Below are 18068 nucleotides of genomic sequence, written 5' to 3'. Positions count from 1 at the left end.
TGCAGAAGTCACAAGTCTGCCACCCGCTGGCCTTCGCTCAAGACTTGCGCCAGTATCGGGATTTCATGCTGTTAATTCTCAAATCCTGAAAATTCTGATTCAGACAACCAACCATTCACTTAATCAACCACTCCCTAATCCCCACAATAACCATAGACTTAATATTTCTCCGATACCAAAAAAATGTGCATATTTGAGGGTTTAACTTTTAAAACACATAATTAATTAAAAACAGGCGCTGTGAAGCAGCCTGATACATTCAAAAACAATTTAAAAAATGAAAGTCGCAGTAGTAGGTGCTACAGGATTAGTAGGCACCAAAATGTTGCAGGTTCTTGCAGAACGCAACTTCCCCGTTACAGAATTAATTCCCGTAGCTTCAGAAAAAAGTATTGGTAAAGAAATTACTTTTAAGGGTAAGCAGTTTAAGGTGGTTTCTGTTGAGGATGCGATTAAGATGAAGCCGGACGTAGCAATTTTCTCGGCCGGCGGAAGCACTTCATTACAGCAGGCTCCTTTATTTGCAGCTGCTGGTACAACTGTTATTGATAATTCATCGGCATGGCGTATGGATCCAACCAAAAAGCTGGTTGTGCCCGAAGTAAACGCTGATGTACTTACCGCCGAAGATAAGATCATCGCCAATCCAAATTGCTCAACTATACAAATGGTAGTGGCTTTAAAACCACTGCACGATAAATATAAAATTAAAAGGGTGGTAGTTTCAACCTACCAGTCGGTTACCGGTACTGGTGTTAAAGCTGTTGATCAGTTGTTTAACGAGCGTAAAGGTATCGACGGACCGAAAGTTTACCCTTACACTATCGATTTGAACGTGATCCCGCAGATTGATGTATTTACCGAAAACGGTTATACTAAAGAGGAAATGAAAATGATCCTCGAAACTAAAAAGATCATGGGCGATGACAGCATTAAAGTAACTGCTACTACTGTGCGGATCCCGGTTATGGGTGGCCACTCTGAGTCGGTTAACATTGAGTTTGCAAATGATTTTGACCTGGCCGAAGTTCGTGAACTGTTGGCTAACGCGCCCGGCATTGTGGTGGTTGACGATACTGCTAACCTGAAATACCCTATGCCGCTCGACGCGCATGATAAAGATGAGGTATTTGTAGGCCGCATCCGTCGTGACGAAACTCAGGACAATACGCTGAACTGCTGGATTGTATCTGACAACCTGCGTAAAGGTGCAGCTACCAATGCCGTGCAGATTGCCGAGTACCTTGCTGCTCAGCACTTGATCGGTCAGCCGGTTGAAGCGTAAGCAGAATATTTCTTTTCAGAAGAATAGGATAGGGATAGTCGTTTGATTATCCCTATTTTTATGCAGTAATATTTTGTTATGAAAGCCTTGAACCTGATTGCTCTATTCTGTTTTATTACAGTTAATAAACTCGTTGCACAAACACCGCAAGCCGTTGAGGCCGATCTGCTTAAATCATTTAAAAAGATTGAATACTGGCATCAGAAACAAGATACAGGCGACGACGGCGCGAGCGATGCTTTGGGAGATGCTAATGACGAATTTGGCAACAAGTTAAAAAAGTATGCAGAAACTTATCCCGCCTCCATCGGTATGCCTTTTAACTCGCTAAAGAAAGCGCAACTTGATATTTTCACTTCGGCAGATGGTTTGTTCAGGATCTACTCGTGGGAGACCTGGCAGGGAGGTACCATGCGCGATTTTGCTAATGTGCTGCAGTATAAAGTTGACGCTAAAACAAAATCAGTGCTGCTTACCGGGAGCCAGGAAACTTATATACCTTTTTACAGCAACCTGTACACTTTTAAAACGGGCGATAAAACTTACTATCTGGGCATTTACGGCACTATATATTCAAGTAAAGATGCAGGTACCGGTATCAAGGTTTTTGATATAGAAAACGGAAAACTTAATGACGATGTGAAGGTCATCAAAACAGGTTCCGGGTTGAAAAGTAAGATCTATTATGATTATGACTTCTTTTCGGTGGTTGATATCCCGTTTGAAAAACGTCCTACTATCACTTTTGATCAAACAACGCAAACTATATATGTACCCCTGGTAAATGCCAAAGCAGAGGTTACCTCAAAATTTATCACCTACAAATTCAACGGACGGTATTTTGAAAAAATAAAAAGCTAAAAAACAGCTAACTGGCAATCATCGTAACAGAATGTCTGCCGGATTTGCTTTTTTTGTGTATCTTGTTTACCGATGAAAACCTTTAAGTTAATAATTGTTTTCTGCTGCTGTTTTTACTCAGCAAATTTGTTTGCCCAGAGTCCGCAGGCCATTGAAACCGACCTGTTACGGATTTTTAAAAGGGTAAACTATTACGGTACTCACAAAAAAGAGTGGAAAGCAATTGATTCATTAGAAAAAATGAACAAGATCTTCGGTTTTAAGCTGAAGTATTATACCTCCAAATATCCCGGAACTATTAATTATCCATTTACCGAACTGGTTAAAGAACGGGTAGTGATCGCCACATCTGCCGATGGCTTGTTCCGTACTTATTCGTGGGATACCAGGCTGGGCAGCACCGGCTATGATTTTGACAATGTTTTGCAGTATAAGGTTAGCGGCAAAGTATCGTCATCGCTTAAAATGGATTCCGTTGGCAAAAAACATAACCCGGTTTACTGGTACTCCAAAATCTATACCCTCAAGGCAAACAACAAGGTTTACTACCTGGCGGCGTATAATTCGGTACGTTCCAGTGTTGATGCTACCCAGGGCATCCAGTTTTTTACTGTCGAGAATGGTAAATTGAATGGAGTGGTATTATTGGTTAAAACCCCAACCGGGATGCATAGCAAGCTTTATTTTGATTATAACTTCCTTTCGGTAGTTAATATGAAAGTAATCCCGACTATTTATTATGATGCTAAAACACAAAGCATCCATAGTCCGTTAGTTAATGCAAAACGAGAGGTTACCCGCGACTATATCGTATATAAATTTACAGGTAAGTACTTTGAACGGGTAAAAAATTAACTTTGCCCCATGATCTCTTTCGCCCATCGTGTATTTATGGAAGTTGCCGCCAACCTGAGTTTCAGTAAGGCTGCCCAGGTGCTGTTTATTACGCAGCCGGCCATCAGTAAACATGTTAAAGCGCTTGAAGATCAATATAAAGTGCCCTTGTTTGAACGCAAAGGCAACAGTATTTTACTCACCGAAGCCGGCAACAAACTAAACGAATACCTGCAGCAGGCAACAGAGATAGAGCGGAAGGTGGAGTATGACCTTTCGGTATTAAGTAACCTGTCACAAGCTGCCGGGCATTTGCGTTTGGGTGCAAGTACAACTATTGCCCTGTATATTTTACCTTCGATACTTTCTGGTTTTCAGCGGGAATACGCCAATGTGGATGTGCAGCTGGTAAACCGTAACAGCGAGTATATCCTGAACGCTTTGTTAAACCATGAGGTTGATATCGGCATTATCGAAGTTGATAACAAACTCACTACCGTATCATACAAACCTTTTATGAGTGATGAGGTGATCCCGGTTTGCTCGGCTAAAAGTCCGCTGGCAGGAAAGTCGTTAACGCTTAAACAGTTTGTTAAAACGCCCCTCGCCGTGAGAGAGCGTGGTTCGGGCACGTTGAATGCCGTATTAAAAGCCTTGTCTGCTTTGCATATTAAACCGGCCGACCTGTCCGTAAAGATCCGCCTTGGTGGTACCGAAGCTTTGAAAAACTTCCTGCTGGCCGATCAATGTCTTGGCTTTATGCCGCGCCCGTCAATTATCCGTCAACTGGCCGAAGGAGACTTGGTTGAAGTGCCTATTGAGGGTTTGAAAATTAAGCGTGATTTCTTTTTTATCCGCCGTAAAGGGACAGAAGATTATGGGCTGACAAGCAACTTTATAAACTACGCGTTGCAGCATATTGGACACTCATCTGAATAATAAAGTACACCAAATCGCCAGGAAAAACTTTGTGTTTTCGCCTCTCTGCGAGAAAACTATTTAAGGAGCCTAATCAAGATAGGTACTAATCAAGTTATTATAGTCTCTTTTAAAATTCCTAAAACCATCCTTGTTTTGGCCTGTATTTATATTGTATTTAATTTTTATAATCATTAATTAATAAATTATAAATTATGGCAAGTTTAAATGGTCGTAAGGTGGCAATCCTTACCGAAGAAGGATTTGAGCAGGTTGAATTAACAAGCCCAAAACAAGCCCTTGAGCAGGCAGGTGCAACAGTACACGTAATATCACCCAAAAGCGGGAAGATCAAAGCGTGGGATAAAACTAACTGGGGTATTGAGATCAATGTTGATAAGCAGCTAAACGAAGTAAGCCCTGATGATTACGACGCTCTGGTTTTACCAGGCGGCGTACTTAACCCCGATAAGTTAAGGCAAAATAAAGATGCCGTTGCCTTTGCATCTGCGTTTTTGGATGAGGGCAAACCGGTAGCAGCAATATGCCACGGGCCGCAATTGCTGATAGAAACAGGTATGATCAACGGGAGACGGTTAACTTCATACCCATCGTTACAAACCGATCTTAAAAACGCCGGCGCCGATTGGGTTGATGAAGAGGTGGTGGTTGATAATGGCCTGGTGACAAGTCGCCGGCCGGATGATTTGGAAGCCTTTAACCGTAAAGCTATTGAAGAGATTGGCGAAGGCGTTCATCATGTTTAGCCCCACCCAACCCTCCCCGGATGGGGAGAGCTTTATTATGTATTAAAAAGTCTCCCTATCCGGGGGAGATTAGAGGGGGCTTGCTTATCTTTACCCCCATGCCTCTTCCCAAAAAAGCTTTGATTATTGGCGCCGGTATAGCGGGTATTGCGACAGCTATCCGCCTGGCGGTAAAAGGATATCAGGTTGAAGTTTATGAGGCTAATAGTTACCCCGGTGGTAAGTTGAGCCGGTTTGAGCAGGATGGTTACCGCTTTGATGCCGGGCCGAGCCTGTTTACCATGCCGCAATATGTCGACGAGCTTTTTAAGCTGGCCGGAAAAAATCCTTCCGATTATTTCAGGTATCAAAAGCTGGATGTTGTTTGCAGGTATTTTTATGAAGATGGTACGCGTTTAACCGCCTACGCCAATGCAGGCAAGTTTAGTGATGAGATACAGGAAAAGACAGGAGAACCTGCCGCAGCTGTAAAGCATTACCTTGATAACAGCAGTACGGTCTATAACGTTACCAACCACGTTTTTTTAGAGCGCTCCCTGCATCGGCTTAAAACCTATCTGCGCCAGGATACATTTAAATCAATATTACGGTTTGGTAAGATAGATGCCTTTCGAACTATGCACAAGGCCAATGAGGTCTTTTTCAAGGATAAAAGGATAGTACAATTTTTCGACAGGTATGCAACCTATAACGGTTCAAACCCTTATAGTGCGCCGGCCACGCTGAACGTAATCCCGCACCTGGAGCAGCATTTCGGCGCCTATTTCCCAGAGGGTGGGATGTATAACATAACTTCTTGCTTAGTGGCGCTGGCCGAATCATTAGGTATAAAATTTCACTACAATAACCCGGTAGCAGAAATTGTATTGCAAGGACACAAAGTAAAAGGGATCAAGACGAATGATGGAGTAATTGAAGGGGGGCTTGTGGTATCCAATATGGATATCTGGTTCACCTATCGCAAGCTGCTAAGCAGTCATCCCAAACTTCACCCTCAAAAAATATTAAACCAGGAGCGAAGCAGTTCGGCCCTGATATTTTATTGGGGGATCCGGGATCAGTTCAGAGAACTTGATCTGCATAATATTTTTTTCAGTGCTGATTATGAGGCCGAGTTTAATCACATTTGGCGGGAAAAGGAGATTTATCATGACCCTACCGTTTACCTTAACATCAGCTCCAAATATAAACCAGACGATGCTCCCGAGAGTTGCGAAAACTGGTTTGTAATGATCAACGTACCTGCTAATACCGGGCAGGATTGGGATGCACTGATAGCCGGGGCGAGGGAAAATGTATTAAATAAGTTAAGCCGTTTGCTAAATAAAGACATTCGCAAACTTATTGCTAATGAAAGCATCCTTGATCCGCGGAGCATCGAAAGCCGCACGTCCTCGTACCAGGGCTCGCTTTATGGTACCAGCTCCAACAGCCGGTTTGCAGCATTTTTACGGCACGCCAATAAATCGTCGAAAATAAAAGATTTATATTTTTGCGGGGGAAGCGTACACCCGGGAGGAGGGATCCCATTGTGTTTGCTGTCGGCAAAAATTGTGAGTGAGTTGGTTGATTAAAGTAGGAAGATTGGAGTTTAACTTACCAATATCCCCCCCTTTTGGCTATCGGCCGCCGGTTTAGTATGGCATGACGAACATGCATGAATTTACAACCATCAACCCCCTTTCCTTTTTCTCCCGTTATAGCTTGTTATGGTTACCTCTGCTATATTGGCATCCAGTTCCAAGATCCTTGACGATTGCGATAGGTAGGTTGATCCATAATAATATTCAATATGCTTTTTGCCTCCGTTCTTGAGCGTAATATCAGCATAAAAATCATCGGCCTTTAATTTAATATATCGCCTGGCAGAATTAACGCCCGTTTTCCGGAATACTTTAATGCTATCCTGATTTTGGGTAGCTACTAAAACCCCGCCTCCTTTTGCCGATTGCACACTTGCCAGCCCTTTACCGTCGCCCGCAATATAAATGCCGCTATTAGCTACTGATAGCGGAGCAAAGCTGCCTTTTCCATTGCCTTTCATATATAAACCCATAAAGGCATCATGCCTGCCGGTAAAAGGTTCCATACCAAAGTCGTTACCAGTCATTATCAGGTCGAGATTGCCATCGTAGTCAACATCTTCAGCTATCATGCCGTACACCGGGGCCATTTGTACATCTTGTGGTAGTGCACTGATACTAAAAGTACCAGTGCCTTTGCCGGTGATAAGGCTGGTGTTCATATCGGTTGCCTTAAGGATTACGGCGCCTTCTTTGTCTTTCTCAGTCCAAAGATCATTCATTGTCGCATGACCAAAGCCGCGATAGCTTGGATATTTTTTGCGGATGGAGATCAGCTGACTGATCAGGTCATCGCGGGTATGCATGGGGAAGGGTTTCTGTGAGCCGTCCTCATCCTTCATAAAGCAAAATATCATGGCATCGAAGGAGCCGTTACCATCCAGGTCTTTACCCATAATGGTCATGGGTTGCTCAAATGATGCTTTGTAGTTTGAGTTTTGGCCCAGGTTACCGGCCACATAATCGATATTACCATCGTTGTTAAAGTCACCTGCAACTATGCTGTTCCACCAGCCCACATGATCATCAATGCCCGATTTGATCTTGCTAAGGCCATGGCCGGTGTTTTTGTAAAAGGTAACCGGCATCCATTCGCCAACCACCACCAGGTCCGCCTTGCCATCCTTGTCAAAATCCGACCAAAGCGCGTCGGTGATCATGCCGCCATGTATCAGTTCGGGGCAAAACTGGCTGGTAACATCGGTAAATTTACCATCATCGTTCCTGAGCAAATGGCTAACGGGTGATGAAGGGTAAGCGCCTGAAACCGATCTTGAACCTACAAAAAGGTCAAGGTCTCCATCGCCGTCAAAATCGGCGGCGCGAACGCATGAACCGTTATCGTATTCCACTGGCACCGCGGCAAGGTCGCGTGTGAAATGGCCTTTTTTATCGTTGATGTAAAGCCTGTCCTGAGCCGTGGTATGCCCTTTCTGAAATTCATAGCTGCCGCTGGCGATATACAGATCAGGGAAGCCATCGCCATTGGCATCAAACAGCAACGCGCCCATGTCTTCCTCTTCTTTAAAATCTTCGTGCATAAAACGGTTGTTATCCATAGCGAAATGACCGCCTGCATCCTGCATAAAAAATACCCCTTTGTTGCCTGCTGAACCTCCTATAAAAAGGTCATCGTAACCATTTCCATCCACATCGCCAACAGCAATAGCGGGCCCATACTGACTTAGCTTGTGCGGCAGGGTAGGCTGTATATTATAATCGATAGCGTCTTTTTCCTGGTGCACGTATTTTATGCCTGTTTGGTTATTAGCCTCCTGAAACACCGGGATGATTTTGCCGGATGCCTCTGGCGGGAAATAACCCGACGCGTTTTTATATTGTAATGTAAGCGTTTGGTTTCCCTTAACATTGGTAAGCAACTGGGTTTTACCATCGGGCCAGCGTACCCGCAATGAATCGACAGATGTAGTGGCCCCTATGCCGAAATGCCCGCGGGCATCATCCGTACTCATATAGCCGCGACAGGGTTGCTGGTCATAAAACTGCTGCTTGCCTTTGTAATAGATACGAATGGTAGCACCAATACCGCCAGTATTTTTGCTGTCGCCCTGTAGTGCAACAGTTAGGTAGTTGTGATCTTTGGCTACCTGCGTTTTGCTGTTAGCCGTGTTTTCATAAATAAAAGCCTCGTCATCAATATTATTGATCACGAGGTCAAGATCGCCGTCATTATCCAGATCGGCATAAACGCCGCCGGTTGAAAAGGTAGGTTTTACAATTCCCCAATCTTTCGATTGATCTTTAAACAAATACCCGCCTGCATTCCTGAAAGCATAACTCGGTGTTTTTACAACCGGAAATGAATCGGCAGCAGCTAAAGTAGTATTCTCTTTAACTGTACGGCCCTGATCGTTACTGTACAGCGCGTGATCAAGGTCCGTAACGTCGCGGGGATAACCGTTGGTGATCATCATGTCACGATAACCGTCGTTATCAAAATCGGCCACAAGAGGTGTCCAGCTCCAGTCGGTTTGATAAACACCGGCTTGGTAAGCTATTTCGCTGTATTGCGGATGACCAGCGGGTGTTTGCCCCTGATTAAGCTGCAGCACATTGCGGATGTACTGGTGCTCGTATTTAAACTTGTTATTGTTGATATAGGTGATGTAGTTATCACCTACAAGCATCGTTTTTTTACGTACGTTTTCTTCGGGCAGCATCTCTAATGATACCAGGTCGGCCTTGCCATCGTTATTGATATCAACCATATCCGATCCCATTACCGACCAGCCCGTGTGTTTAAAATACTCGCCCGCGCGGTTGCTGAACGTGCCGTTTTTATTGTTCACCCACAGTACATCGTTAGATATAAAGTCGTTACCTACATAAACATCCGGCCAGCCATCGTTATTCACATCGCATATGGAAACCGAATTGCCAAAGCCTTCTATTAGTATCCCGGCTTCTTTGGTTACATTGGTGAAGGTGCCATTTCCGTTGTTGCGGTAAAGGCGGTCGTTATTCTGTGCGCTGCCATCGGTTAATTTTGGGCGATAGGCCACCGGAGTTTCTTTACCTAAAAAATTGGTGAGCAGGTACATGTCAAGGTCGCCGTCATGGTCGTAATCAAAAAATACGGCTTGTGTGCTGTAGCCGGTATCCTGCAAACCATATGCTGCCGCCGATTCCTTGAAGGTTGGCACGCCATCTTTATTAGTTGCCTGGTTGATGAAAAGCAGGTTTTTGCGGTGGCTGGGATCGCTTTTAAATGATGAGCAGACGTATATGTCCGGCCAGCCATCGTTATTGATATCAACTACTGATACACCTGCGTACCAGTCGCCATTACCGGCTACACCCGCCACATCGGTAACATCTTTAAAAGTAAGTGAGCCTTTGTTAATGTATAATTTATTGGCGACCATGTTGCCGGCAAAGTAAACATCGGGCAGGCCATCATGGTTAAAATCGCCAATACCAACACCGGCGCCATTATACAGGTAGGGGTGATTAAGTATGTTGATGCTGTCACTTTCGGTAACGGTATTTTTAAAATCGATACCTGTTTGTGAAGCATCGAGCAGCTTAAAGAGCGTTGGTCCCGATGACTTTTTTGAACATCCGGCACCAAAAAAAAGTAACAATAAGGTAGATAGTTTAAACGCCTGGGGTAAACTTTTTATCATGCAGATATGGTTAATAATTGATTGATGGTTTATGCTTTGGTTAAGCTTTAACTTATTGGTTATAATGCAATAAGCCACTGTAAAGAAAACGGATTTTACAATTCCGGTTTCTGCAAATTGTATCAAAAGTTAGTTAATTACTATCGGCCCATACTTAAATATTGATTATCTGTTAGCTTTGATCTGAACCCCTGATTTGAGGGGCAGACCAATTAAACTGATCAAGCCGTTGCTGTTTCATCATGATGAAGAGACTATATTTTGCACTTATCGTTATTATAACCTGCTCATCATGCGGTAAAAAGAGCTGGGAAAAACCGGCCGAAAATCCGGATTTTATCCACCGGTCTATCAAAGATGTTACTGATGTGGTAAGGCATGATATTTATTCGCCGCCGGTTGCCAGTCGCATTTATGCCTATATCAGTGTGGCTGCATACGAGGCTGCGCGAAATGGCGATAATCATTACCAATCGCTTGAAGGGCAATTGAAAGGGCTCGACTCGGTGCCTAAGCCTATAGCCGGTAAAAAATATTGCTTCACGTTATCGGCATCGCACGCTATTTTAACCGTTGGAAAGATCCTGGTGATGAGTGAGGGCAGGATAGAGGGTTTTCATGACAAACTGATGCAGGAGTTTAAAAATACCGGCATGCCTGATAGCGTGTATGATAACTCGATAGCGTACGGTAAACTTATTGCCGACAGGGTCATAAAATGGGCGGGTAAGGATAACTATAAACATACCCGCTCATTATCAAAATATGATGTGCAAACAGATGACGCCAGCTGGAAGCCCACCCCACCGGCCTACATGAAAGGTATTGAACCGCACTGGAACGAGATCCGCCCATTTTTGCTTGATTCGGCACAGCAATTTAAACCAGCTCATCCCTTTACCTTTAGCAACATCCCCGGTAGTAATTTTTACAAGCTGGCTATGGAAGTATATGATACCGGCAAGCACCTCACCGATGATGAGGCAACTATTGCCACCTTTTGGGATGATAACCCCTTTAAGGTGAATATTAACGGGCATACTATGTTCGCCACAAAAAAAATCTCGCCGGGAGGGCATTGGATCAATATCACGGCGCTGGCTTGTCGTAAGGCTAAGGCCGGTTACGTGAAAAGCGCTGAAGCTTATGCCTGTATAGCCGTAGTTATTGCAGATAGTTTTATAAACTGCTGGGACGAAAAATACCGGAGCAAGGTGATCAGGCCCGAAACCTACATCAACCAGTATATTGATCAAAGCTGGATGCCATTGCTGCAAACGCCGCCTTTCCCCGAGTATACCAGCGGGCATAGTGTTGTATCTACCGCATCAGCAGCCGTGTTAAGCAAATTATTTGGCGATGAATTTTCGTTCGTCGACTCGACAGAAATGGAGTTTGCCATCCCCGCGCGCAATTTTAAATCCTTTAAAGCCGCGGCCGAAGAGGCCGCTATCAGCAGGTTTTACGGAGGTATCCATTATATGCCATCAATAACTAACGGTGTAGATGAGGGCGATAGGATAGGGCAATTTGCGTTAACTAAGTTGCATACTAAGAAGTAGCCGGATGACTGGTTTCGACCGTGTTTTTATGAATGGCCCAACCCGGCGCCAGTTCAGAATATAAATACTGATACCAGGAACAGCAAATAGTATGAAAGTAGTAACGCTTTCGCCAGATTCATAACGGCATAATCAGGTGAATTTATAAGGGTTATTTCCATCAGTTGTACCTTTAGTCGAGGGGTAATTATGGAACAATTTATAATATTAAAACAATGAAAAACTCATTTGTATGAACATTTAAGCTATGAAGATCTGAAAGTAAATAATCGATACCAATAACTGCTGTATAGTTAGGTTGGTAGAAATAGAATAAGTCATTGAATCATTAACGTTCCATACAATCTATAAATATCCTGTTTGGCAAATTAAAAACACTCGCTTAAACCATGTAAATACATAATTAACCTTTTACTATCTTTACCTGTACTTATATCCTCATTAAGGTTAGTAAAAGCCACTATGAAATTAGCCATCGACCATAAAAGCCCTATTCCACTCCATATACAGGCCGAGCAATTGCTTCGCGAACTGATCAAAGATCCGGTTTACCAGGCGGGTAAATTATTGCCTAACGAGGTAGAACTGGCAAAAAAGTTGGCTATATCCCGCACAACACTGCGCCAGGCTATTAATAAACTGGTTTATGAAGAACTGTTGATCCGCAAAAAGGGTTTTGGTACTAAAGTTGCCAACTCCAGGATCAGTTCAAAATCAATGAACTGGCTCAGTTTTTCGCAGGAAATGAAAGCGAGAGGTATTACCGTAAAAAATTATGAGCTGCATGTAAGCTGGGTATTTCCTGATGAAAGCACTGCCAGCTTTTTCGATATCAGTACAGAGAAAAAAATTGTAAAAATGGAGCGGCTACGGGGCAGCAGCGACAATCCTTTTGTTTATTTCATCTCTTATTTTCACCCGCGCATAGGCCTTACCGGCGAAGAAGATTTTAAACGCCCGCTTTATGAAATGCTGGAGGACGAATATTCTACGATAGCAAACCTGTCAAAAGAAGAGATCAGTGCGCTGGAAGCTAATAAGTTTATTGCCGCCAAGCTTGAAATTGAAACCGGCAGCCCCGTATTGTTCAGAAAAAGATTTGTTTACGACCAGGGCGAGCGCCCCATGGAGTATAACCTCGGCTATTACAAAGCCGAAAGCTTCGTATACACTGTGGAAAGCCGCAGGACCTGATTATAAAGCGCTATACCCGATACCGTTAAATTAAGAATTGACAAGCTGCACCAGAGGTGCAAAGGTTTGTAGCATATTAGCGCCTCCAGCTTTCCATTGCCCCAGAGGGACAAAACCGTGCGCTTTGCCACTCAAATGGTCTCAGTATTTTATGGGTTAAGTTAAACTTAAGAGGGAATCTCGCAATCCCCCACCTTTTAAGTTAACGACTATGTTCATTAGTTCATTGCCAATTATCTATAAACCAATCGTTATCTATAAAAATATACCAATAAAAATAAAATTTTCATATTAAGATGACAATAAATGTAAAGATTACACGTATATTTGTAACATCATGTGAATGGCTGACAGGCAGCGCCACCGGTTCGACTCCGGGTTTACATCTCTTCTCATAATTTAGGTTTATAATTGGTTAGAACGCATTCCTGCCCATCAGGAGTGCTTCTTTTTTTTATGCCCTTTTTGAAGCGGAAGGCGGAATATTTAAAGCAGAAAGCTTTTGAACTTGTTACCCATTGTTCCCGATAAATTCTTATATATAAATATCACGAAAAATATTAAAGTGCTTTTTGGGTGTCCTGTGTCGTATTATTACCATGCTTAACATCCTTTACACATCTAAAGCCAACGTGGTTTGTTGCCGAGCGATATTCGCCTTTACCTCTTGAGCCTACCATATAGCGGGTGCAGTACTGGTCGGTACATAAAAATGAGCCGCCTCTTTGAACCTTCTTTTTTTGCCCCGGCTCCTGCGGATCTGAAGAATCAGAAGGCCCTTTAGGATTGCGCGCAACCATATTAGGATTAAAACTATTATAATAATCATTTCGGTACCAGTCAGCACACCATTCCCATGCGTTGCCGGCCATATCATACAAACCGTAAGCATTCGCCGGGTATTTTTTTACCCGCCCCAGGCCGGTTTCACCATCTTCGGCATTATCATGATCAGGAAAAGATCCCTGGAATGTGTTGGCCATCCAGCGTCCGTTCTGTTTTAACTGGTTGCCCCAGGGATATAGTTCACTGGCTTTACCTCCTCTTGCAGCAAACTCCCATTCGGCCTCTGTGGGCAGTCGTTTTCCGGCCCATTTGGCATAGGCAGCAGCATCTTCCCAGGCTACCTGTACTACCGGGTAATTTTCTTTACCTATCAAGTCAGAACCCGGTCCAAGCGGGTGTTTCCAGTCGGCCCCGTTTTGGTACGACCACCATTGCGAAATATCATCTAACTGTACTTTCTGGTGCGGAGGGGTAAAAACCACCGATCCGGCAACCAGTTTTTCGGCCGGTACACCCGGAAATTCAGCCTCGGTAGGTTTTTGTTCAGCCACGGTTATATAGCCGGTAGCTTTTACAAATTTGGCAAACTGGTTATTGGTTACCTCGGTTTTATCCATGTAAAAACCATCAACAAAAACCCGGTGAACAGGCCTGGCATCGTCCATGGCTTCCATACCGCCATCGGTCATACCCCTTGGATTAACCCCACCCATGCTAAAGGTACCACCAGGAATCCATGCCATATCATGATCTGCTTTATCGGCTGGTGTACCGTTATCGTTAACTATTGTAGGTTTAAATGCCTCCCCGCCCTGGTGCATGTATAAAATACTGTCTTCCCTGATCATTCCGTTTTTTGTACAGGAAATAGCTGCTTTTATTTTAAATCCGGCAGATGATGCATTTGTTACAGGCCTTGAAGTTGCGGTATCAGTTTCATTTTTATCGCCGGAGGTGTGGCAAGCCTGGAAAACGAGAGATAATAGCATTAGGGCTAACCCTGTAAATAATTTAAGTCCGGTAAATGGGATATGCTTTATCTTCATCAAATTCAAATTTACTGATCTTTAGGTAAAAGCAGGCGAGGGGTTATGTAAAGATTATAGGATAATGAATTTTACCTGCCGGGTATTCATCACTTATTACCCCTTTTTTATACTTTTATAAACCCTGTTGTATCAAAATGCAGCAGGTATAAAATGAACCGTAAACGCTTCATCTCATCCTTAGTCACTGCCGGCGCCGCATTATCAACCTCAGGGGCGTGGTCGGTTACGCCCCCCAATCCTTATGCTAAAGCTCATCACAAAATCCCTCCCTATTTACAACCTGGAGATACCATAGGCATTATTAGTCCATCGGCATATATGAGCCTGGTTGACCTTATGCCGGCTGTACAACTTATGCAAACCTGGGGCTTTAAGGTAGAGCTTGGCAATAACACCGGCAAAAAGGATTTTATATACGGAGGAACAGATGAAGAACGCGTGACAGACCTGCAGCAGATGCTGGATAACCCCGAGATTAAAGCCATTATGTGTGCAAGAGGGGGTTACGGATTGGTGAGGATCATTGACCGACTCAATTTCAAACAGTTTAAGAAAAATCCTAAATGGATTATCGGCTTCAGCGACATTACTGCCCTGCATTGCCATATCAACCGGAATTTTGGTATCGCAACCCTGCATTCAAAAATGTGCAATAGTTTTCCTGATGACTGGGCAAACGCCGATGCTATGCAGATAGCCACTATTCAATCCATAAGGCAGGCGCTTACCGGCGAAAGTCTTAATTATTCGTCACCTGCTTGCCCCCAAAACCGCCTCGGCAAAGCCGAAGCCACGTTGGTTGGCGGTAACCTGAGCCTGATCGCGACGCTTTCGGGTACGCCGTCTGACCTTGATACGAATGGAAAAATCTTATTTGTTGAAGATACCCATGAACGCCTTTACAATATCGACCGCATGTTCTGGAACCTAAAGCAATGCGGTAAACTTTCGCATCTGGCCGGGCTAATTATAGGAGGCTTTCAACTAACGCCCGATATTGAAGGCGAAGAATTTGGCCATACCATTTATGATATCGTTATCGAAAAAGTAAAGGATTATATTTATCCTGTTTGCTTTGATTTCCCGGTGGGCCATCAGAAAAATAATTTCGCCCTTAAATGCGGTGTAAGGCATACACTTGAGGTTGGGACGGAAGGAAGTGTGCTTAAATCTGTTTAACCTTTATTTCAGATTTTCATCAAAATCAATAAACAGATCGGCTTTATCATTATCATAAATACCGCCTGCTATTATGCTTTGCCCGGTTGTTCCGGGATTGTTCCCCTGGCCCAGCGGCCATGAGCCTTTTGAGTTGGTAACCCCAAATCCGGCATAGGAAGCTGCCTGTAAAGCAAAATCGGTACAGTTATTTTTTGACAGGTGATACTCCAACCCATCGTATAATCGGGTGAGCTTCAGGATCCTTTTAAACCGGCGTTCGGTTATAAACTTGCCCATTACTTCATCCCACTTGTGCGCCTCATCGTTTTTGAAAGTGCCCGAGGTTTCCGGCTCCCATGGAGTGGCTGAAAATATATTGTCCTTTTTAGGATAAAATCCGAAAGAAACAGAAACCGAGCTTGAATCGGTGTTGTACTTGATGAGGGTGATAAAAGTATGACCGGTGTTAGCTCGTACAAATACAGTCGGTTTACCCGGTTTTGGTTGTTTTACATGAAATAACAGCGCGTAAGCAGCCGCTTTTTTGCCATCGTCAAATGTGTTCAGGATGCGGTTATAAGTGATCGATTTGCTCTTCTTTTCTTTTTTATCTTTCAGCTGAACCGGGGTGTTTACAAATATCGAATCGTCACTCGCGTTAATGGCCAACAGGCCGCTGTTTAAATGTAACTGCCGGCCGGTTGTATCAGAAATAAGAGAATCCGGAGCAGCAGGTGCAAGATCACCTCCCGCTTTTTTAGATACCATCGCTTTAAAAAAGCACTTCATGGCCAAAGGGTATAAATGCAGCCTGGCAAATACATTGGCAAGCTTATAATATGATTTAACTTTCGCCTGGTTATAATTACTTTCGCCGGTATTGTTGACCGATAGCTCTTTTAAATAGTTCAACACCTTTTTACGGCCGGCATGGGTGTCCAGTTCACTTTCCAGATCCGTCTCAAAAGCGGCGTCGGCTTTATCAATAACTGGTTTGTTTGATACCCCCGCAAGCAGTTTGGACGAATAACTATCATCAATTATACTATGGGCAGATGTATCGGGCCGCAGGTTGAGCTTATACCTTATCGAAGCCGAGAGTTGGGCCGATGCAGGAAGTACAGATAACATAGAACCAATGACTACAAAGGCGCTGAATAAATATTTTGTACGATAAGCGGTCATGATCAATTTTAAGCTTGTGATAATTGTTGTGTTACAGATATAATAAGGAATAGGGGAGCGGTTACGATTTACCGGCAACAACAATAACCTTGCTGGTTGTAGCTTAAAAAACGAAAACGGGACAGTATAGTTTTCATATCAACACAAACGTAATAACATTTTAAATAGTCTACAAGTTTAGTAGATTATTTTTATTTAAACTTGCAGTGCAGATATACTTATAAAAATGATGGTTCAGTACGCTTTAATTACGGGAGCAGGTAAAGGCATTGGGCGGTCAATGGCTATATTGCTGGCTCAAAAAGGATATAACCTACTGCTGGTTTCCCGGTCGGAGAATGACCTCATTGCCGTATCCGCCCAAATAAAAGCCAACTTGCATGTTAAGACTGGTTATCTCGCGATTGATCTTTCGGGCGCAGGTGCGGCCCTCCGGGTCTTTGACTGGGCTAAAAACTTAAATGTACCAGTATCGATATTAATAAATAACGCGGGGCATGGTGCATGGGGAAATTTCGATGAGCTGGATCTGAGCGCACAAACCCGGATGATGCAGGTCAATATGAATGCGCTTACCGAGCTCTCCTATCATTTTATCCCGCTTTTAAAATTGCAGCAGCGGGCTTTTATCCTCAATGTAGCCAGCACCGCGGCTTACCAGGCGGTACCAACGCTGGCTGTATATGCAGCCACGAAAGCATTTGTTTTATCCTTTAGCCGGGCTTTAAGATATGAGCTTAAGGATATGCCGGTATCAGTAAGCTGCCTTTGCCCTGGCCCTACAGATACGGGCTTTGCCCACAGCGCGGGAATGGATGCCCTGGCCGAACTGGCAGCCAAATTTAACATGACAGCAGATGAGGTTGCGGCTATCGGCATAAAAGGAATGTTCAATAAAAAGGCCGAAATAGTCCCCGGATTTTTAAATAAACTGTCGGCCGCAGCGGCAACATACAGTCCTAAAAGCCTGATTGAACGCGTAACCGCCGGGCTTTACAAGCATTAAGAAATATTTTCAGAAATATTTGGTATGATTAACAATTTGTTTACATTTGTACTAATCTACTAAAAAGATAGATTTAATATACATTGAATAATGCGCACAACATAATATTTGCATCTCCAATGCGAATGCCCTTGATAACAAGGGTCATGTGCAGCTGTTGTTGTTAATTTCCCATTAAAGGATCCGCTCCTTTCTTCCACCGCCCAGGCGGTACCCAGCGTTTACAAATT

13 protein-coding genes are annotated in these 18068 nt (G+C 43.7%); 10 read left to right on the top strand and 3 right to left on the bottom strand.

Going from position 1 to position 18068, the window contains the following annotated elements:
* The first annotated feature begins 277 nt into the window (after positions 1 to 277).
* From ABIC84_RS18095 to crtD, 6 genes are all read left to right on the top strand, one after another.
* Positions 278 to 1285 carry an aspartate-semialdehyde dehydrogenase gene (locus ABIC84_RS18095; RefSeq protein WP_090534105.1) on the top strand — a complete coding sequence of 336 codons (1008 nt, stop codon included), beginning with the start codon at positions 278 to 280 and terminating at the stop codon, positions 1283 to 1285.
* A gap of 78 nt (positions 1286 to 1363) precedes the next feature.
* Complete coding sequence (locus ABIC84_RS18090; protein ID WP_429264439.1) at positions 1364 to 2146, top strand: hypothetical protein; 783 nt, start codon at positions 1364 to 1366, stop codon at positions 2144 to 2146.
* Positions 2147 to 2272: 126 nt separating this feature from the next.
* A complete protein-coding gene (locus ABIC84_RS18085) occupies positions 2273 to 3001 on the top strand; it encodes a hypothetical protein (protein ID WP_429264438.1) in 729 nt (242 codons plus the stop codon).
* A 9-nt stretch (positions 3002 to 3010) separates the two neighbouring features.
* Entirely contained in the window at positions 3011 to 3919 is a 909-nt protein-coding gene (locus ABIC84_RS18080; RefSeq protein ID WP_176622326.1) for a LysR substrate-binding domain-containing protein, read from the top strand.
* A 194-nt stretch (positions 3920 to 4113) separates the two neighbouring features.
* A complete protein-coding gene (locus ABIC84_RS18075; RefSeq protein ID WP_373612843.1) occupies positions 4114 to 4665 on the top strand; it encodes a type 1 glutamine amidotransferase domain-containing protein in 552 nt (183 codons plus the stop codon).
* Positions 4666 to 4763: 98 nt separating this feature from the next.
* The gene (gene crtD / locus ABIC84_RS18070) at positions 4764 to 6239 is read left to right on the top strand and encodes a 1-hydroxycarotenoid 3,4-desaturase CrtD (protein ID WP_429264437.1); all 1476 of its coding nucleotides are present in this window, start codon (positions 4764 to 4766) and stop codon (positions 6237 to 6239) included.
* Between the two features lie 98 nt (positions 6240 to 6337).
* Here crtD and ABIC84_RS18065 read toward each other — a convergent pair whose 3' ends face one another.
* Positions 6338 to 9895 (bottom strand): VCBS repeat-containing protein, encoded by a 3558-nt coding sequence (locus ABIC84_RS18065; protein ID WP_429264436.1) that lies wholly within the window; start codon positions 9893 to 9895, stop codon positions 6338 to 6340.
* A gap of 242 nt (positions 9896 to 10137) precedes the next feature.
* Here ABIC84_RS18065 and ABIC84_RS18060 point away from each other — a divergent pair, with 242 nt between their 5' ends.
* Together ABIC84_RS18060 and ABIC84_RS18055 are read left to right on the top strand one after the other, a co-directional pair.
* The gene (locus ABIC84_RS18060; RefSeq protein ID WP_429264435.1) at positions 10138 to 11457 is read left to right on the top strand and encodes a vanadium-dependent haloperoxidase; all 1320 of its coding nucleotides are present in this window, start codon (positions 10138 to 10140) and stop codon (positions 11455 to 11457) included.
* A 462-nt stretch (positions 11458 to 11919) separates the two neighbouring features.
* Positions 11920 to 12651: a GntR family transcriptional regulator gene (locus ABIC84_RS18055; protein WP_090534090.1), complete on the top strand. Its 732-nt coding sequence runs from the start codon at positions 11920 to 11922 to the stop codon at positions 12649 to 12651.
* A gap of 560 nt (positions 12652 to 13211) precedes the next feature.
* On the opposite strand, the gene ABIC84_RS18050 is transcribed toward ABIC84_RS18055, so the two are convergent.
* Positions 13212 to 14483: a formylglycine-generating enzyme family protein gene (locus ABIC84_RS18050; RefSeq protein ID WP_429264434.1), complete on the bottom strand. Its 1272-nt coding sequence runs from the start codon at positions 14481 to 14483 to the stop codon at positions 13212 to 13214.
* Positions 14484 to 14636: 153 nt separating this feature from the next.
* Between ABIC84_RS18050 and ABIC84_RS18045 the strand changes: the two genes are divergently transcribed.
* Complete coding sequence (locus ABIC84_RS18045; RefSeq protein ID WP_429264433.1) at positions 14637 to 15665, top strand: S66 peptidase family protein; 1029 nt, start codon at positions 14637 to 14639, stop codon at positions 15663 to 15665.
* 3 nt (positions 15666 to 15668) lie between these two features.
* On the opposite strand, the gene ABIC84_RS18040 is transcribed toward ABIC84_RS18045, so the two are convergent.
* On the bottom strand, positions 15669 to 16832 hold the full coding sequence (locus ABIC84_RS18040) for a hypothetical protein (protein ID WP_429264432.1): 1164 nt from the start codon (positions 16830 to 16832) through the stop codon (positions 15669 to 15671).
* A 226-nt stretch (positions 16833 to 17058) separates the two neighbouring features.
* On the opposite strand from ABIC84_RS18040, the gene ABIC84_RS18035 reads away from it, so the two are divergent.
* Positions 17059 to 17838 (top strand): SDR family NAD(P)-dependent oxidoreductase, encoded by a 780-nt coding sequence (locus ABIC84_RS18035; RefSeq protein WP_429264431.1) that lies wholly within the window; start codon positions 17059 to 17061, stop codon positions 17836 to 17838.
* Positions 17839 to 18068 lie beyond the last annotated feature (230 nt).

This window comes from Mucilaginibacter sp. 3215, from assembly GCF_050433785.1.
Classification (GTDB): domain Bacteria; phylum Bacteroidota; class Bacteroidia; order Sphingobacteriales; family Sphingobacteriaceae; genus Mucilaginibacter.
The sequence above is the reverse complement of the archived record's forward strand: the minus strand, read 5'-3'. Positions and strand labels throughout refer to the sequence as shown.